Genomic DNA, 18,374 nt, shown 5'->3' on the forward strand with positions numbered 1-18,374 from the left:
GACAAGGGCAGGGCTGCCGAATAACGCCCGATGAGATCGCATGTTGTTTGCGGCCTGGAACGAATCACCAGCATGTCACGCGTCCGCAGAGCCAAAAGATCGGTGCGCAACTATAAATTGCTATCCGTCTGTACCAGTAGCGCCGTCTTCGGCTTCCTGGCGATGCCGCCCCAGGCCGCGCTCGCCAGGCCTGACGTCGTCCGCATCGACGGCGAGGCGGAGACGATCCTCTCGGAACTCAGCGTCACGGGCAACGGCCCGGGCAAGGAAACGGCCGTCAGCCCGGTGAGCGGCTATCGCGCCACCCGCTCCGGCACGGCGACGCGGACCGACACGCCCCTGCGCGACAGCCCGCAATCCGTCAACGTCGTCCCGCGCGAGGTGCTGACCGACCAGCAGGACCTCCGCCTGACGGATGCCCTGCAGAACGTGAGCAACGTGCAGCCCGCCGGCACGATCCAGGGCCGGTCCGACACCTTCGTGATCCGCGGCTTCAAGACCCAGACCTACGCCATCGACGGCGTGCTCCTGAACCAGGCCAACAACTTCGCGGTGGTGACCCGCGACCTCGCCGATGTCGAGCGGATCGAGGTGCTGAAGGGCCCCGCCTCGGTGCTCTACGGGCGCGGCGATCCCGGCGGCCTCATCAACATCGTCACCCGGCGCCCGACCTTCGCCCCCTCCGCCGACCTCACCCTGCAGGGCGGCAGCTTCGGCTTCCGGCGCCTGCAGGGCTCGGTGTCGGGGGCGATCCCCGAGATCGACGGGCTGGCCGGCCGCGTGAGCTTCGCGCTTCAGGACGACCCGACCTTCCGCAACTTCGGCGACCGGACCAACACGCGCAACTTCGTGGCGCCCGCCTTCACCTACAGCCCCAGCCCCGACACCCGCGTCTCCTTCGTCGGCGAGTTCACGAAGGTGGACAGCCAGTACGACGAGGGCCTGATCGCCGTGAACGGGCGCGTGCCGCTGGACAACATCGCGCGCTACTACGGCGAGCCCTATTCCCGCTACAACGCGGCGGCCAATTTCGGGCTGCTCCGGGTCGAGCACGATCTCAACGAGAACATCACCCTGCGCCAGGTGCTCAGCGCGCAGGGAGGCGGCTTCGACCTGCTGGCCACCCGCGCCACCGGCCTGACCAAGCGCAACACCCTGGTCACGCGGCGCGACACCGGCGTCGCCTCGACCTACGCGACCGTGGACAGCCAGAGCGAGGTCGTCGCCAAGTTCGACCTTCTCGGCCTGCGCCACACGGTCCTGGTCGGCGTCGAGTACACCAACGGCTATCGCCGCGCCTACACGACGCAGGGCAACGTCGCCTCGGTCAGCTTCCTCAACCCGACCTTCGGCGCCCCCCCCGGCGCCCTCGCGCTCCAGGCCGACCTGAAGCAGAAGAACGCGCTGGCGAGCCTCTACGCCCAGGACCAGATCGAGCTCGGCGCCGGCTTCCAGCTCCTGCTCGGCATCCGCTACGACGACGGCGAGCAGTTCTACTTCAGCCGCACCTTGAGCTCGCGCACGATTCCGCCGACGCAGGCGCTGTCGGGCACCTCGCCGCGGGTCGGGCTGATCTACCGGCCCGTCGAGCCGCTGACGCTGTATGCGAGCTATTCGACCTCGTTCAAGCCGCAGACCGACAACGTCCTGAACACCGTCAACCCGCCCCCGGAGACCGGGGAGCAGTACGAGGTCGGCAGCCGCCTCGACATCCTGCCGACCCTCACGCTCTCCACGGCCGCCTTCCAGATCACGCGCAACAACGTCTCGGCCAACGATCCGGTCCATACCGGCTTCTCGGTCATCACCGGCCAGCAGCGCTCCGAGGGCGTGGAGGCCGACCTCGCGGGCGAGATCCTGCCGGGCTGGAACGTGATCGGCAGCGTCGGCTATCTCGATGCCCGGATCACCCGGGACACGACCTTCGCGGTGGGCAACCGGCTGCTCGCCGCCCCGACCTTCAGCGGCAGCGTCTGGACGACCTACCAGATCCAGGAGGGGGCCCTGCGCGGCCTCGGGATCGGCGCCGGCGTGACCTATGTGGGCAAGCGCTTCGGCGACCTGAACAACAGCTACACGGTCGGCGCCTATACCCGCGTGGATGCGGCCCTGTACTACGATGTCGACGAGCATTACCGCCTCGCCATCAACGCCCGCAACCTGACCAACGCGCGCTACATCGAGCAGCCGTTCAACATGTTCAACAACCTGCCCGGAGCCCCCCTCTCCGTGCTGGCCACCCTGACCGCCAAGCTGTAGCGCGGGGTCATGCCCCCGGGGTGCGCTCACCGGAAACCGTGAGGCACCCCGGTCCGGCCCGCGCGGCCGGCCCTGTCGCACCGGGAACACGGCCTCAGCCCGCCGCCCGACGGCGTGCCCGGCAGAGGCTTCGAGATGCTGAAATCCAGAAAAAGTCCGGCCGGATCAGGCTCGGGAAGGATGGCGCGCCCTACGGGAGGGCTCGGCCGCGCGAAATTCTGCTTATTAATCAGTGGCCTGGAGCCGCCTTGATGGCGTGTGTTGTACGACCTGATGGGCCCAGCGGTCAAGGCAGCTCATCGGGCGCCCTCCTCTCGCTTTGCCCAGAGGGTCACACACGCGAGAGGTGACCCTACGCGGGGCGAGCCAGAGTTTCCCCCGTATGCCCACCCCGGGCCTCCCTCAAGGCGGTTGCACGGCGGGGGAGGAGGGCCCGGTGCGACCTGAGGACTAGCGGTCTCGCACTCCGCCGAGCCCAAGACTTGCTTGGTCCAGCGTCTGAGCCCGGAGGCTGAAGATGCTGCGCCTACTCCGCCGCCTCCAAACCCACGTTGCTTGCCGCTTGGTGCGCTACGATGTGGCCGCTGCCGACAAGGCGCACGCCAGGGGTGACACAGGGATGGCCGCCAGATGCCTCGCAAGGGCAGACCTAAGGCTCAAGAAGGCTTGCGGGTTGAGCGGGTGGTCTGTCGGTCGGTAGGCGTGACGGGTAGGCACGAGGGTTGGGCCTCCGCCGCGTGTCATAATGCATCGACGGTCGTTGGTGGGTATTGACACAGGCTCATCGGGGACTCAGCTTAGGGCGAGCGCCACCGAGGGCCGCCCTCATGACCACCTATGTCGCCTACTGCCGTGTGAGCACCGACAAGCAGGGCCGCTCCGGGCTCGGCCTCGAAGCCCAGCAGACCGCCATCCAATCCCACCTCCGACCGGGGGATACCCTCCTCCAACCGCCCTACGTCGAGGTCGAGAGCGGGAAGCGGGCCGACAGGCCTCAGCTCATGGCCGCCATCGAGCGCTGCCGCAGGACCGGCGCCACGCTCCTCATCGCGAAGCTGGACCGCTTGGCCCGCAACGTGGCCTTCATCTCCAACCTCATGGACAGCGGCGTTGAGTTCGAAGCGGTGGACTTCCCGAAGGCCAACCGGCTCACGGTTCACATCCTCGCGGCGGTGGCCGAGCACGAAGCCAAGATGATCTCCGAGCGCACCAAGGCCGCCCTGGCAGCTGCCAAGCGCCGCGGGAAGCAGCTCGGCGGGGACCGAGGCTACCGGCCCTCAGCGCCGCCCTCAGCGGAGGACGTGGCCAAGGCGACGGCTGTGAGGCAGCGCAAGGCGGATCATAAGGCCTTCGCCGTGCTGCCGGTCCTGGAGCGGTTGCAGGCGGAGGGCATCATGAGCCTGAACGCCCTGGCCAAGCGGCTGAACGAGATGGGCCACCAGACGCCACGCGGGGGGGCTTGGACGGCTACGGCGGTGAAGCGGGCCCTGGCGCGGGTGGCGTAGGGCTCCGGCAGCCCATAGGATCGGGGCGGTATTCCTTCCCTCGCCTCATTACCGCACAAGTGACGCCATGCTCCCGAAGCCGATCGACGGGCTGACCTTCAGCGACGTGGCGGCGATGGTGGATGCAGGCGGTCTCCGCGAAGGCCGGACGCTGGACCTGAAGCAAGCCCTGGTGGGCAACAAGGATGACGATAAGCGGGAGTTCCTGGCCGACGTTTCCGCCCTCGCCAACACGGCCGGCGGTGACATCGTGTTCGGCCTCACGGAGGCTCAGGGCGAGGCCACGGGTGCGCCCGGCATCGAGCTAGCAGACCCGGACGCGGAGGTCTTGCGCCTGGAGAGCATCCTGCGAACCGGCCTGGAGCCGCGCCTGCCCCGCGTAGAGCTGCGGTGGCTGCCGGGACCAGACGGCAAGGGGCTCCTGATCCTCCGGGCGCCACGGAGCTACCTAGGACCGCATCGGGTGACCTTCCGGGGCCACGGGCACTTCTACGGCCGGACCAATGCCGGGAAGACCTCCATGGACGTGGGCGAGCTGCGGGCCGCCTTCCTGGCCACCGAGGGCCTTCACCAGGGCATCCGCCGCTTCAGGAATGAACGGCTCGGCATCATCGAGGCTGGCGAAGGGCCGGTGGGTTTGAGGAGCGGCGCCAAGGTCATCCTCCATGTTGTGCCGCTGGAGGCGTTCGCGGCGGAGAGGGATATCGGGATCAACCCGTACCGAGACCTCATCCTCCCCGTGGGATCGTCCAGCGGCGGCCTGAACACGGTGCACACCCTGGAGGGCTACGCGACGTTCACGGGGCGAGAAGACATTGAGGAAGGGATCTTCAACTACGCCCTCCTGTTCCGCTCAGGCATCATCGAGAGCGGTTCAACTGTCGGCTACAGCAATGAGCACGGGCCTTTCATCCCCGCCTCCGCAGTTGAGTGGAAGGTGCTGGAGGCGGTTGGTCGATACCGCGAGAAGCTGAAGGAGAAGGGTGTGGAGCTGCCGCTTTACGTCTTCCTCTCGCTCATCGGCGTTCGCGGCCACCGCTTGGAGGCCTCCCGGCATCCTTTCGGGCTCCGGCGCACCTTGCGGACCGACGCGCTGTTGCTGCCCGAGGCCGTCATCACGGATGCGCAGCAGACCGATGAGGAGGTCTTGCGGCCGGTCTTTGATCGATTCTGGAACGCCTTCGGCTATGAGCGGTCCATGAGCTTCGACGCCGCCGGCAAGTACGTGGGCGAGCGTTACTGATGGGCATCAGGTGGGCTGTGCCGCCACCCGCTTCGGTCTCGGCGCCCACCCTTTGCAGACCGCCCGAGCTGCCTCATGGGCGCCCGCTGCTCCGAGTTCTGGAACGGGGACGACGGGGAGAGGCCGGCGCACAGCGTGCCCACTTCGTGCTGGCGCTGGCCGTACTGGTAGGCGACACCGCCGAGGGCAGCCAGGAGGATCAGCACCAGGTGGCTGGAGGATCGACTGGGTTCTGGCTCCGCGGATGGCATCGGGTATGCTCGCTGTGCTAGCGCCATCCGCAGTTGTGCGCTGGGTTGCGATCAGCCTCAAGCCGCGCAACCGTCGTCCCGGAGGAGCATCGCCCAGTCGCCCGCACGGGCTCGTAGCTGCTTGGCATCGTACTCGAAGCTGTCCGCACGGCGCTTTCCAGCCGCCTCCAGCGCCGACCAGTACCAGGCCGCGTGCTGCGCCAGGGTCGCCCCTTCGGCCTTGTCACTACACGCCGCAGTGAGAACCGCATCCGCCGCCGCACTGGCCGCGTTGTCGAGCACCTCGTGGGCATCCCGGTCGATCACCTCAGAGCCCGAGGCCTCAGCATAGGCCGCCCATGCTGTACGGTGGGCATCAAGCAGCGCCGCCAGACCACCCGCCGGAGGAGACACCTGCCCCGCGCCGTCCTCTCCGAGCATGAGCGCGAGGTCGGCCGCACGGACAGCCGCGATAGCTGCATCCCCCTGGCTCATCTCGGGGGGCTTCGGGTGCTGCGGCCGGGCCGCCCGGTACCAATTGAAGTGTGCCAGCAGCGCCCGGGCATCCGTAGGCGAGCCGCAGGACAGCATCGTGATGTCGGTGAACGCCTCGTCTTCGGCATCCGCCGCAGGCCACATGCAGCCCTCCCGATCCGTCCATCCCGCCGCTTGCCGAGCCGCGTGGCTTACCAGAAGCGTTTGCCAAGCATGCCGATGAAGGGCGATGGCGCAGAGGACCGGGGACGGAAGAGCGGAGGGCCCGGGGCCGAAAGCAGCCGTGTGTAGCTCCAGCGCAGTCTCAACCGGGGATAGCCCAACCGCCCACAATTCTCGCCCCGTCGCCGCGCCGGCTTCGAGCGCCAGCCCGAGAGAGTCGAACCAGACAGGCTCGCTCTCATCCGTCCCAAAGAGGCCAGGCAACGCCGCCGCAACCGCCCCGGTAAGACCCGCCATCTCGCCATCGATCCGCTGGCCCGCAGCGTCCACCGCCTCAACCGTGAAGCATCGATCCCCGTCCAACATCGGCGGGTCGCAGCACACGAACTCATCGAACGCGAAGGCGACGGCCCGCTCCCCGATCTGGTCTTGAAGCTCCCGCGGTAGGCTGTGCCAGGCAGAGCAGACAACCTGCCGCTCGGGGATGCGCCGTGACCGCACCGCAGCGGCTGGGAGACGCACATCAGATCGTTCGTTGCGGGCGGTGGCGGTCGGGTTGGCAGCGTGCTGGTTCATGGCGGTGGTCTCCAAGCTGGATCAGGGTGTGATCGGGATGGTGGGTGAAGCCGGGCTCACATCAGGGTCGGCTTGACGGGCGCGAACGTCTCGGTGGCCGGGAGGACGGTTCCCGCGGCTCGCGCGTAGCGGCCAAGGAGGTGGAAGGCGTCTGAGCAGGTTGGGAACAGGAACCACGCATCTCCGGCCCGGGTGGCGAAGAGGCCGCCACCGAAGGGCACGAAGGCGATGTCATGGGCTGCCGCCGCAGCAGCGACCGAGAGCACCGCCACGTCGCTGAGATCCGTCACGGTGTTCTTGGCGTTGCTGAGCTGGGCCCCGGTGAGGGTGATAGGCAGCCGTGAGGGGAACTCGATGCGATCGTGATCCCGCCAGGCGGCGAACTCGATGGCAGCGGCGAGACCCGACCAGGGGCGGGGCGCTTCGGTCCACTCCAGGCTCGCCAGCGGGTCTTCCGCGATGCGGCGCCAGAGGTCCGCCCGCTCCTCCGCCCAGTGGGCTCGTTGGCTTTCGTTGTGGTGATCGAAGCCGAAGCACGAGGCGAGGTGGACTCCGAGCCAGCCCGCGGTGCCGTCATCCGAGCGGACGGGCTTGGGCTCTGCGAAGAGCAGGAGGCCCCGCGCCAGGTCGTTGCCTTGAGCTGCCAACGCGGGGGCCGCGAGCTGCACGCCAAGCGGCGAGACGTGGCGGTTCCAGTGTCGGACCTCAGGCAGCCCCGGCACGGCGATACCCGCCCGGTTGGCCGCTCCCGCCACCGCGTAGACCTGGCGGTTCAGCACGAGGCGGGGTGGCGAGGCGGGATCGGGCCATGCGGCATCGTTCGGCAAAGCGGTGTGCTCGCGCGTCATCGGGTCGGCTCCAGGCTTTCGGCAAAGCTCCGCCGTGGCGTGCCATGGGTGGGCCGCGGGTCGGGCTCAGCGATGTGGACGTGTCTGTCCCACGAAGGGGACCACCGGCAGGACCGCCCCGCCATGGCACATACCTAAAGCGATATGCGCGTGTGCGCAACTATCATACCACTGATTTGCTTGATTTTAGCGCAATGAAGTGCATATTAGAGGTGTGAAAGGGGATTGGTGCCCCTTCGCCAGGAGACGAATGAGCCCTCACGCCTCAACACTCGACACAGGACCGGCAAGCTTCCGCCGCACCCGGGCACCGGCCGCCGTCTTCACCAGACTCGTGAAGTGGTTGAGCCAAGCATCCAAGTTCGCCGCGACCGGCCTGGAGACGGACCGACCGGATGACAGTCTCCTGATGGAGGCTTTGGCCGAATGGTGGATCGGCTTTGCGGGTGAACCTGAGCTAATCCAGGAGGATGGCCGAGCCGTCATCCGAGTGACGTTCAACAAGCCCCGCGGCGAGGGGCAGACCATCCGGTACTTCGATCCTGCCTTGGTCGCCTTCGTAATGCTGCTTTGCTCCCCGGGCGGGCGCTTGATGCTGGAGGACCACGGCCCGGCTGGCGGGTACTACTACGTCCGCCTCTATATCACCGGCTATCGCCCTGACGGCCAGCTCCGCCGGGTCTACCTTCTGCGCCTCGCGGCCGACACGCCGCCGGGTCGGAAGACCAGGGAGCCGGAGAACTTCCGCAGTGCCCTTCGCCGGGACCTCGGGACCTATGAGGAGGAGCCGGCCAACGAGCTAACCACGGTCCTCTACAGCACCGCTGATGCCAAGCGGGACAGCGTGGACAGGTGGCGGGAGCTGGACCAAGAGCACCCGCACATGCGGCCGTGTCCGATTGAGGCGGAGCACTTCTCCTCCCTCTTGGACGTGGCTCACTTCCTCCTGAGCCGGGTTCCACTCGGCACGGATAGCGCCGCGTGAGCAATCGCGCTCGTGCTCTCGGAGCTTCGACCCGCGGCCTGCGCCCGGCGACGGTAGAGCTTCGGGAGCGCACCGCCATGCGGGCTGATGGAGCCTTCAGAGGCTGCCCGGTCCCCGGTTGTGGCCGACCTCCGCAGGCCCGCGATGGCCGGGGGGTCTCACTCGTCTACTGCCGGCATCACTGCCAAGCAGCCAACCGCCACGGGTGCCACTGGAAGAAGACGTACTCGGCGGCCGACCTAAAGCCCTATCGGGCGGCAGCTCGCCGGTTCATCCGGGCCAACCCGCATGACATCTGGATCGTCCACGCCTTGTTCGCGCTAGAGGAAACGTTGCGACATGCCGGCCCGGTGCACCGGGTGGTCGATACGTACCGGATGGCGCCCGCCGACAAGGCCAGGGCGGCGCTCGCTCGGATGCGCCGTTGGGAGGTACCGCCGGAGAAGCTTCTCGTGAACTACCTCGCAGTGTGCTGCGCCATAGAGGAGGACCCGATCCGGGCCGGAAGCGAGACCGAAAACTACCGCCGCGTTCAGGCCGCGAAGGCGTGCGCCCGGATGGCCGCAAGCAACAGGGAGGATTACCTGCCGGCCCGTCATAAGCGATACGCTCGAAGCACCGGCCTCGCCCTGGTGCATCTTGGGCGGATGCTGGAGGCGGCGTGCGAACACGTTCACGGCTATCACCTCCCCGCCATCCTCGCCCTGGCCCACGAGGCAGCGACTTCACGGAGGGACCGCGATGCTGCTACGCGGTGAATGGATGGAGACCCCTAGCGGCGGGATGACGGAGGTGGCCTTACAACCCCCTGATATGGAGGCGTTTGTCCGGGACGCGCAGGATGGTGCTCGCATGGAGCACATGTTCGATCCTTGGCTGACGTGCAGCAACAGGCTGGCGCAGACAGTCGCCGCAAACCTGCATTCCAGTTGGGACTTGGTGGCACCTCCGCGGCAGCGCGTGATGCGGGCAGTTGACCGAAAGAACCTGCAAGCGGTCATCCAGGCCCTAGCCGCCAACTTCACGTACTCCGCCGCCATCGGTGTGTGGCCACCGAGCTTCGGTGTCAGCCTCCGGGCGGAGAAGCAGCCGACCACCCGGTACGACCGGCCGGGCTTCAAAGGGCTGCCGCGCATCCTCCGGCTGCTCGCCTCGCCAGAGGTCAGCATGATCCGGCTGGAGAAGTCCCAAACGAAGGGCACCGCAAGCAGGGTGACGGCTTCACCCACCTTCCTGTCAGAGTACCGGACACTGAAGGCATTCGGCCTTGGGCCTGAGAAGTTCGGCCAAGTGCTCGAACGCGAGACCATCTATCTTAGCCGGAAGACGAGGGACTACGCTGCCGACCTGGAGGAGCGGGAACTCATTAACTACGGCCCTAGCCCGGAGGCGGATCAATTTCGGTCAGAGCTGTTGCGGATCAACAGTGCCCTGGCGGCGGCCGACATCGGCTTAGAGCCCGACGATGGTCCACCCGTCATCACCAGCATCCGCCTCTTGCGCCGCTACTTCAACCTGCCCGCGGATGCCCCCGAAGGCACCGAGCGGTTTGACCTCGGCGGCCGGCTATTCGGCGGCTGGTGGCAATCGCTCCCGTCCGCGCGGCGCCGAGCCATCCGCATTGAGGGGGAGCACATCGCGGACCTGGACTTCGCGGCCATGTTCCTTCGCTTGGCTTACGTCGAGGTGGGAGAGGAGCCGCCATCAGGAGACCTATACGCGGCAGTCCCCGGGCTGGCCGGAGAGCGGTGGCGGCTTGGTCTGAAGAAGTTCACCCTGGCCATGCTCTGCCGCAACACTCCGATCACCCGATTTCCGAAGGGTACCCGGGAAGAGTTTCCGGCCCGCCTTCCTGCTTCGGAAGTGCGGGAAGCCATCCTCGCGGGCCACCCCGCCCTAGTCCCGATCTTCGAGACCGGAGCCGGTCTTCGCCTGATGTTTCGGGAGTCACAGGTCTTGGTGGCGGCGCTTTTGGCCCTCGCTGAGGAACGAGTGCCGGCCCTGCCGATGCACGATGGGTTGATGGTCGCCCGTTCGAAGGCAGACCGGGTGGCGGCAATCATGGGAGACGCGGCTCAGGATGTGACGGGCCACCGCCTCCCTATCGTACTGAAGTCACTGTACTAATTACTCGCCACCTAAAGGTCCTCTGGTGGCCCTTGGTGTCATCGTTTCAACCATCCCATCCCGCCGCCCATTGAGGTGGCGAGGCCGGGTTCGAGGGTGAGGGAGCAAGCCTCCGATCCCCTGCCGAGTGAGACCGTCGCGGTGGTCTGTCCCATCGCTCTCAGGCTCTCACCATCCCCTCGGCGCATGAGGCCGAGACCTGTCGTGATGCTCCGAGCGCCTACCCCGCGCCAGCATCACGGCCCCTAGCGAAATGGGATCGGAGGCAGAGTGGCCCCCGTCCTCACCGCAGTACCCCGCAATCACACCACCGCCGAGCAACCGCTTCGGAGGGCTCGATGAGTCCTGCCCGCGATCCCTCTCGGCCCTCTTCAGGATCACCTATGCCCAGAGATCAGTACCGTCCCGTAGACCGATACGAGCCCCTTCGCCCCGTAGCCGCCCCCGTCGATAGCTTCGTGCGGGCTCAAGAACCGTCCCGAGACACCAACCTCCAAGACCTTGCCCGCTCCCTCTCCAACCTCGGGGGCTCCCTCGGTGGTCTCGTGGGCCAGCGCGATAAGCAGGCCGAAGAGGCGGATGCGATCCGGGGGGAGGCTGCCTTCCACCGCAGCACCGAGAAGGGCTTTGCGGAGGCCGTAGCGTCCGGCCAGGTGCCCGCTCAGTACAGCCAGTCCTTCATGCGCGGCTGGAAGAAGGCCCAGGGAGACGTGGCCGGGGGGCAGCTCCTCCAGCAGTTCGATGCCGCCTACAGCCAGTGGCCGGGCAAGACCTCAAGCGATCCGCAGGCCTACGACACGTTCGTCTCGGACTTCCTGAGGCAGAACATCAAGACCGACGATCCCGACATCCTGGCCGGTCTCAATCCCCGGGTCCGCCAGCTCTCGGAGAACTACCTGCACCGGCACATCGGGGATGCCTCGAAGGCGGCCACGCAGGGCCTGCTCGATGCCGCCGCGGCGCAGGACTCCCAGGCGCTCGAAGCCGCCAACACGGCCGGTCTCGCGAGCCGCCGGGGCACGGACTACGAGGCGGCCTTCCGGCAGATCGAAGCCAACCGCGAAGCCAAGCTCAAGATCGGCGCCAACGCCCAGGACTACGACCAGAAGGTGGTGGTGGACGGGGTGACCGCGGCGGCCATCCAGCACCGTGACCCGAAGATCCTCGACTTCCTGGACCGCAAGGTGCCCGGGCGGGACTACGCTTGGTCGAACACACCGTACGGCCGGGAGCAGCGGCAGAAGACCATCGATACGCTGGAGACGATGGGACGCCGGTCCATTGCCGACGACGAGAAGCGCCGCCGGGAGGAGAAGGCGGAACTGAAGGATACGGTCACCCGCGACACCATCCAGGCCATCACCAAAGACCCCCGAGCCCCGGTGCCGGAGGATCTGCTGGCCCGTGGCGAGAAGGTGGACCCGGACTTCCGCATCAACGTCATCCGCTGGCGGGATGCCATCGCGAAGGGTGGCCAGACCTCAGACCCGGAGGAGCTGCTGGCGGTCACCTCCGACATCCTCAACGGCGGTGGTCTTCGGCGCGTGCAGCGAGCCATGGACGAGCGGGTCTTCAAGAACCAGGAGGACCTGACGCGAGCCTGGAAGCTGGCTGAGAGCATGAAGGAGCACGGCGGCAAGCTCGATGCCGTCACCAAGCTCCAGTCGTTCCGGGATCTCACGGCTACCATCAAGAAGCGCACCGCCACCGAGAAGGACCTCTCGGCGACCTTCGATGATGGGTCCTTCTCAGCGGAGGGGCTTCAGGCCATGTCGGACCTGCGGCTCCAGGTCCTCCAGTGGTCCGCGGAGAACCCGAACGCAGGCGCCATCGAGCAAGAGGAGGCGGTGGCGAAGTTCGGCGCTGCGCTCCTGAAGCGTCTCCCGCAGCCCGACGCCATCGGCAAACCGAGCTACGACCGGCAGGGGGTCGAAGGGCCGAACACCTACGAGGCCAAGCCGCCGGAGGAGAGCACGGGCAATCCCGCCGTCACCGCCGTGCCGAACCCGATGCAACCCGCCGCTCCGGCTTACGGGAACCGTGACGTTCAGGTCCCGAGCGGCCTCCCGGGCGTGTTGGAGGAGCAGAGCCGTTCCCCGCAAGCCCCGCAGGCCAGCACCACCACTGCCACTCCCAGCCCTGCACCTCAGGCCGCCCAGCCCGAGGCCGTCTCCGCGTGGTTCAACGGGCTCACACCGGAGCAGCGCAGCCGCCTGGAGCTGAAGGCCGCGGAGGAGCGCAAGCCCCTGATGCTCAAGGCGCAGGAGGTCTACGACCGGGGCGTGGCTGCCGGGGCCATCAAGCCGCCGCCCGCCGCTCCCGCTCCGAGCCCAGGCCCCGGCAAGCAGTCCAGCCTCCGGGCCCCTGACGGGACGCCCATCGAGACAGCCTCCGCCGCGAGCGCCACCAACACCACGGACGGGGACGACTACGAGGGTGACCGCCAGGCCATCGCGGCAGCCTTCGCGCATGCCCTCGGTGACACGAAGCGGCGCCCTGTCGGCGGGTACGTCTCGGCTCAGCTCCGGGACGATCCGCAGGCCGCCCGCATCCTGGACTTCGTGGCGGGGCCGGAGAGCGGGGGCAACTATAACGCCTTCTTCGGCAATGGGCGGTCCACCAAGGACCTCTCGGCGATGACGCTCGACCAGGTGATGGCGTGGTCAAGAAATCGGGGCACTCAGTCTTCCGCCACCGGCCGATATCAGTTCATGGCGGGCACGCTGAGGGGCCTGAAGGAGGAACTGGGCCTGTCCGGCTCGGAGCCCTTCACACCCGCTTTGCAGGACCGGCTCGCCCTCCAGCTCCTGGAGCGGCGCGGCTACTCCGAGTGGCGGGCCGGTAGGATCTCAGACGCCGCGTTCGCCAATCGTCTCGCCCTCGAATGGGCCAGCCTGCCGAACGTCACGGCGCAGAACGGGCGGCCCGCCGGGGTCTCCGCCTATGCGGGTGACGGGCTGAACAAGAGCTTGGTGAGCCCCGCGTCGGTCCTGTCGGCTCTCCGTGGTGGTGGTGACGGCCCCGGCTTCCTCGGCCGGCTCTTCGGCAGGGGCCGCCGCATGGCCCCGCCGCAGCGTCCCGACAACGAGACCAACGTCTAGCAGTCCCTTCGGAGATCAGACCATGAGCAACGACCAGACGGGCGTGGCTGCGGGCATCGTGCGCCTCTTCGAGGAAGCGCAACGGGAAGCCGCCACCAAGGCCAACATCGAGCGGATCATCACGGAGGCTTTCGCCAGCGTCGATAGGCTTGAGCCGGGCGCCACGCCGGAGGAACGGGCCCAACAGTGGGACGCCATCTTCGAGCACATGTGGCGCGGCTTCGGCTGCAACGTCCTCCCGTTCCCCGAGCGCACCGGGAGCAACAGCACCACCAGCCTCGCGGGAGACGCGGCGTGAGCGCGACTAGCGCCACTCAGACCGCATCCACGGGCATGTCGCCCGAGGCCTTCGATGCGCTGCTAGCCGAGCCGGCGGCTCCTGTAGCTCGCCCGGTGCCAGCTCAAAGCATGGACCCGGCGGCGTTCGATGCGCTGCTGGGCGGAGCCCCCGAGGCTCCCGTCATGACGCCTCCGGCCACACCTCCGGCCCAACCTCCGGCCCAACCCGCAGCACCGACCCCTCCGGCCACACCCACCGTCAACGGCCACGCGCTGGACGCCTCGGGCCAGGTCGGCGGGGCGATCCTCACGGGTGCCGCCAAGTCCCTCTACGAGACGAAGGACTTCATCTTCGGGAAGACCCCGGAGAGCGAGAAGTCCGACACCCGGCGCAGCATCGAGTCCTTCGACAGGGAGCTGGGCGAGGCGTCCATCGGCAACAGCTTCGTGTCGGGCCTCTCGCAGTTCGCCACGGGGATGCTCGGCGCGGGGAAGCTGGTGGGCCTCGCCAAGGCGGTGCCCGGAGTCGGCGGCGCGGTCGGGGCATTGGAGGCCACCAAGGCGGGTTCCTTCGCCCTCAGCTCCGCCAAGGCCGCCACGGTGGGAGCCGTTGCCTTCGATCCCGATGGCCCCCGCCTGTCGGACCTCGTGGTGCTGAAGGGGCCCGCATGGCTCCAGAACCCGGTCTCCTCCTACCTCGCCCACTCCGGCAACGAGGACGATACGGCGGCCCTCGGGCGCATGAAGAACGCCCTGGAGTCGATCGGCATGGACGCCGCCCTGGCGGGGGTCTTCACGCTCAGCGTCAAGGGCTATGCGAGGGTCCAAGCCTATCGGGCCGGCACGGGGACCGCGGAGGAGGTGAAGACCGCCACCGATGAGCTGGCCCATGCGGTGGCCCACAGGGACGCCAAGCTGGCCGCCAGCAAGGGGGATCTGGAGACGGTCGAGGCGCTGCGCCTGGAGCACCCTCAGGCCGTGAACGCCGCCGAGCAGGCCCTGGAGGCCCACGAGGCCACCGTTGCGCCGGCACCGGTAGCGATCCCTGAGGTTGGGCTGCCCCCCGAGCAGGCGGTGATCGCTCCACCGACTCCCCCGGGCTTGGGTCCGGTGCCGGAGACGAACTACCGGAGGCGCCTCTCGGAGCACGCCCCCGTGGTCTACCACGAGACGAACGCCGAGGGCCTCGCGGACTGGCTGCCGAACGATCAGAGCCAGCAGTCCGGCCTCGCGGGCAAAAGGGAACGGTACTACTCCAACAACCCCGACCTGGCGCTGGGGCAGGACCACAACACCGGCTTCCGGTTGGAGCTGGATACCTCGGGTCTGGAAGGCCGCATCAACCAATCCAAGCCGACGTGGCGGCACTCCTGGGAAGCAGGGGATGCCGAGTTCATGGCCCGCGTCGAGAAGGAGACGGACGACGCCTCCCTGCTCAGGGCGGTGACGGTCTCCCCCGACCAGTTCGAGGGCAAGGGGACGCCGTGGCAGCGCCGCGCTCGCGCCAAGCTGGAAGAGCTGAGCGCTGACCAGGGCTGGACCCGGACGGCCAACCCGGACGGCTCGGTGACCTACAGACGGCCGGCGGCAGATCCCGGCCCGGTCCAACCCAAGGACGTGGGCCAGCAGGCAGCCCAAGCCACCCAGTCGGGCGACCCGGCGCAGGCCCAGGTGCAGCGGGTGGACAGCCCGACCCAGGGCGCCGGCCCGGAGGGTCTCCCCGCCAAGCCGCGGCTTCTCGCCATCACGGACGATCAGGTCCAGCGCCTCATCGCCCACGGGCAGGCCGACACGGAACAGCTCCTCTCGCCCGGTGGCTGGGAGGGAGCCCTTGAGCGCGGCTACAAGTTCGGGGACGGAGGGGGCATCCCCTGGCAGAAGCTGAGCATCGAGCCCGGCACGGCGCCCGGCACCTCCCAGCTCGACCAGGTTCTCCGGCGGGTCTCCGATGAGTTCGCGGGGCAGATCGCGGCGGCCAAGAGCGGGGACGGGCTCGGAGGCGTCCGCTCGGATGCGCTCCAAGACCGCCTCATCCAGCAGCGGGTGGCGATCTATGGCGACGACCCCGAGGCCCTGATGGGCAGCCTCCAGCTCGCCGGCCGCAATGCCGACCGTCTGGTGGCGGACGTGGCGGCAGCGGACCTCATCACCCTGCGGGCCTCCCAAGACGCCCAGAACCTCGCGGATCGCATCCGGCTGGGCATGCTGGAGGAGTTCGGCGGGGACCTCTCGGCGGCCATGTCGGCGCTGCGAGGTCACTACCAGGTGGCGGCCACGGCGCGGGCCGAGAGTTCCGCCATGGTGGCCAACGCCGCGCGGACCCTCCGGCGGCAGCGTGCGGAGTTCGCCTATACCCCCGAGGACGTGGCCGCGATGGCGAAGCTCTCGGATGCCCAGATGCTCAACCTCATCGAGGCGGCGGGGCGCGATCCGAGGGTGGCAGACCGGCTTCTGAGGCGGGGCTTCTGGCAGCGGCTCGGGGACGACGCGAGCTACCTCTACGTCAACAACCTCCTCTGGGGATTGCGGACGCACTTCGTGAACCTCTCGACCAACCTCTACATGCTCGGAGCCCGGCCTCTGGAGCGGATGATTGGCGGGGCGATCCAGGGCGACCGGGTGCGGGTGGCCGCCAACGCCCGGCAGTACGCCTTCATGGCCGGCTCGCTGCATGAGGCTTGGCGGGATGCCGTGCGGACCTGGCAGACCGGAGACAGCATCCTCTCGCCGCATTCTTCCGAGCTGAGCGCCGCCACCACGGGCCGTTCGGTCAACTGGGTGGCGGAGGGCTTCAAGCAGGCCGACTCGATCCCGAACGTCCTGTCCAACGCCTATACCGGGTTCATGAAGGCGGCCGGTCTCCCGACCCGGGCCCTCGGTGCGGTCGATGAGCTGGTCAAGCAGACCGTCTACCGCTCCAAGGTCATGGCGGATGCCCACGGGACCGGCATCGCGGCGGGGCTCGAAGGTCCGGCCCTAAGCGAGCACGTCCGGCGGGCCCTCGACGCAGCCTTTGACGATGCCGGCCGGGCGGTGGACCTGAAGGCGCTCGATGAGGCGCACATCGCGACCTTCCAGCAAGACCTTCTTCCCGGCACGTTCGGCGCCAGGGTGCAGGGCTTCGTGGGCGACTCGGCGGCGCTGCGGATCATCGTCCCCTTCATCCGCACCCCGACCAACGTCCTGCGGATGGGCTGGAAGCTGACCCCGGGCCTCAACCTGGCGCAGAAGGAATACCGCCTGATGCTCCGGGGCGAGATGGGTCCCGAGGCGCAGGCTCAAGCGATCGGCCAGATGTCGATGGGCTCGCTCTTCCTCGGAGTGGCGGGTCTCCTCACCCATGCTGGCTTCATCACCGGAGGCGGGCCGAGCGATCTGAAGCTCAAGCAGGAACTCATGGCCACCGGCTGGCAGCCCTACTCCTTCGTGGTGCCGGACGCTGACGGGAAGCCGACCTACGTCAACTTCGGCCGCTTCGATCCTGTCGCCATGCCATTCGGCATCATGGCGGACGTGGTTGACATCCTGGAGCGGGATCATGACGGGGACGGCCCGGGAGAGAAGGCTGCCGCGGCGCTGGGCGGCGTGTTCTTGAGCGTCGTTAAGCAGCTAGGGCAGAAGACCTACCTCACCGCCCTCAACGATACGATCACCGCCATCGTGGACCCAGACCGCGGGCTCCAGAAGGCGGCCGGCAAGACGGCGGCCAACTTCGTGCCGTTCGCCTCTGGCCTGCGCTTCGCCAACCCCGACCCGCTGATGCGCGAGACCCGGGGCATCGTGGATAGCATCATGGCCACCGTGCCGGGCCTGTCCGAGCGGCTGCCGGCGAAGCGGGATCTCTTCGGAGACCCACTGACCGTCCACAAGGGCCTCTGGGTCACCGGCAAGGATGGCCTGGTGGATGCCGAGGTGCGCCGGATGATCGATGAGGCGGGGGTGGGCCCCTTCGGGCCGCCGAGCTACCGGCAACGCGGAGTGGACCTCCGGGACGTGACCACCGCGGACGGTCGGAATGCCTACGAGGCCTTCCAGGAGTTGGCCGGGCACCCACCGCGAGGGCCGAGCCTGAAGGAGACGATGGGCCGGCTCATGGCGACCAAGGCCTATCAGAATGCCCCGGATGGCGAGCCCGGAGACCACACGACCAAGGGGACCAAGCAGGCGATGCTCACGGGCACCGCGGCGAGGTACCGGGAGCTGGGCCTGAAGCTGCTGATGCGGGACCCGAACGTGCGTCAGGCGATGTTCCAGGCGAGCGCCAGGGGCCGTGCGGCGGTGGCCGCGAGGAATGCCCCGAAGTCGGACCGTCAGGTGGGCGCTGCGGCTCTGGAGAGGGTGGGCCGCGGGTTCGGAGTGGACCTGCGCGGTGTGCTGACGGCGGAGTGAGGCAGGGGAAGCCTCCTCATAGATCGGGCTGGCGGGGAGTGGCTTGCGGGCTGCTTCCTGCCGGCCTGCCCGGTCACCTTGCGGACTATCGCCCCGGCCCGACCATCCGAGCCAGCCGCCCAGCTCTCGCCGTAGGCTCTGCCACCATTAAGGGAGGAGGTCTTGAGAGCCGAAG

The 18,374-nt window shown here is 68.2% G+C and carries 11 protein-coding genes; 9 read left to right on the forward strand and 2 right to left on the reverse strand.

The genetic code is table 11. The annotated features are described in order from the left end of the window. The first annotated feature begins 72 nt into the window (after nucleotides 1-72). The 3 genes from MFF21_RS10365 to MFF21_RS10375 all read left to right on the forward strand — a co-directional run bounded on the left by MFF21_RS10365 (nucleotide 73) and on the right by MFF21_RS10375 (nucleotide 5,007). The gene (locus tag MFF21_RS10365) at nucleotides 73-2,259 is read left to right on the forward strand and encodes a TonB-dependent siderophore receptor (protein WP_373324980.1); all 2,187 of its coding nucleotides are present in this window, start codon (nucleotides 73-75) and stop codon (nucleotides 2,257-2,259) included. A gap of 827 nt (nucleotides 2,260-3,086) precedes the next feature. Continuing rightward, the gene (locus MFF21_RS10370) at nucleotides 3,087-3,764 is read left to right on the forward strand and encodes a recombinase family protein (RefSeq protein ID WP_238311073.1); all 678 of its coding nucleotides are present in this window, start codon (nucleotides 3,087-3,089) and stop codon (nucleotides 3,762-3,764) included. Nucleotides 3,765-3,831: 67 nt separating this feature from the next. Next, nucleotides 3,832-5,007: an AlbA family DNA-binding domain-containing protein gene (locus MFF21_RS10375; RefSeq protein WP_238311074.1), complete on the forward strand. Its 1,176-nt coding sequence runs from the start codon at nucleotides 3,832-3,834 to the stop codon at nucleotides 5,005-5,007. 308 nt (nucleotides 5,008-5,315) lie between these two features. Here the strand turns inward: MFF21_RS10375 and MFF21_RS10380 are convergent, their stop codons facing one another. After that, complete coding sequence (locus MFF21_RS10380) at nucleotides 5,316-6,470, reverse strand: hypothetical protein (protein WP_238311075.1); 1,155 nt, start codon at nucleotides 6,468-6,470, stop codon at nucleotides 5,316-5,318. A 56-nt stretch (nucleotides 6,471-6,526) separates the two neighbouring features. After that, nucleotides 6,527-7,318, reverse strand: coding sequence for a DNA-directed RNA polymerase (locus tag MFF21_RS10385; protein WP_238311076.1), 792 nt, complete (start codon nucleotides 7,316-7,318; stop codon nucleotides 6,527-6,529). Nucleotides 7,319-7,568: 250 nt separating this feature from the next. Between MFF21_RS10385 and MFF21_RS10390 the strand changes: the two genes are divergently transcribed. From MFF21_RS10390 to MFF21_RS10415, 6 genes are all read left to right on the forward strand, one after another. Next, nucleotides 7,569-8,303, forward strand: a complete 735-nt coding sequence (locus tag MFF21_RS10390) for a hypothetical protein (RefSeq protein WP_238311077.1) — start codon at nucleotides 7,569-7,571, stop codon at nucleotides 8,301-8,303. A gap of 311 nt (nucleotides 8,304-8,614) precedes the next feature. Next, nucleotides 8,615-9,061, forward strand: a complete 447-nt coding sequence (locus MFF21_RS10395) for a hypothetical protein (protein ID WP_238311078.1) — start codon at nucleotides 8,615-8,617, stop codon at nucleotides 9,059-9,061. Between the two features lie 94 nt (nucleotides 9,062-9,155). After that, complete coding sequence (locus tag MFF21_RS10400) at nucleotides 9,156-10,430, forward strand: hypothetical protein (protein WP_238311079.1); 1,275 nt, start codon at nucleotides 9,156-9,158, stop codon at nucleotides 10,428-10,430. Nucleotides 10,431-10,975: 545 nt separating this feature from the next. After that, a complete protein-coding gene (locus MFF21_RS10405; RefSeq protein WP_238311080.1) occupies nucleotides 10,976-13,531 on the forward strand; it encodes a hypothetical protein in 2,556 nt (851 codons plus the stop codon). A 22-nt stretch (nucleotides 13,532-13,553) separates the two neighbouring features. Beyond that, nucleotides 13,554-13,829: a hypothetical protein gene (locus MFF21_RS10410; protein WP_238311081.1), complete on the forward strand. Its 276-nt coding sequence runs from the start codon at nucleotides 13,554-13,556 to the stop codon at nucleotides 13,827-13,829. 164 nt (nucleotides 13,830-13,993) lie between these two features. Continuing rightward, nucleotides 13,994-18,199, forward strand: coding sequence for a hypothetical protein (locus MFF21_RS10415; RefSeq protein ID WP_238311082.1), 4,206 nt, complete (start codon nucleotides 13,994-13,996; stop codon nucleotides 18,197-18,199). Nucleotides 18,200-18,374: the final 175 nt, after the last annotated feature.

The sequence above is a fragment of the Methylobacterium organophilum genome (assembly GCF_022179465.1).
Classification (GTDB): Bacteria; Pseudomonadota; Alphaproteobacteria; order Rhizobiales; family Beijerinckiaceae; genus Methylobacterium; species Methylobacterium organophilum.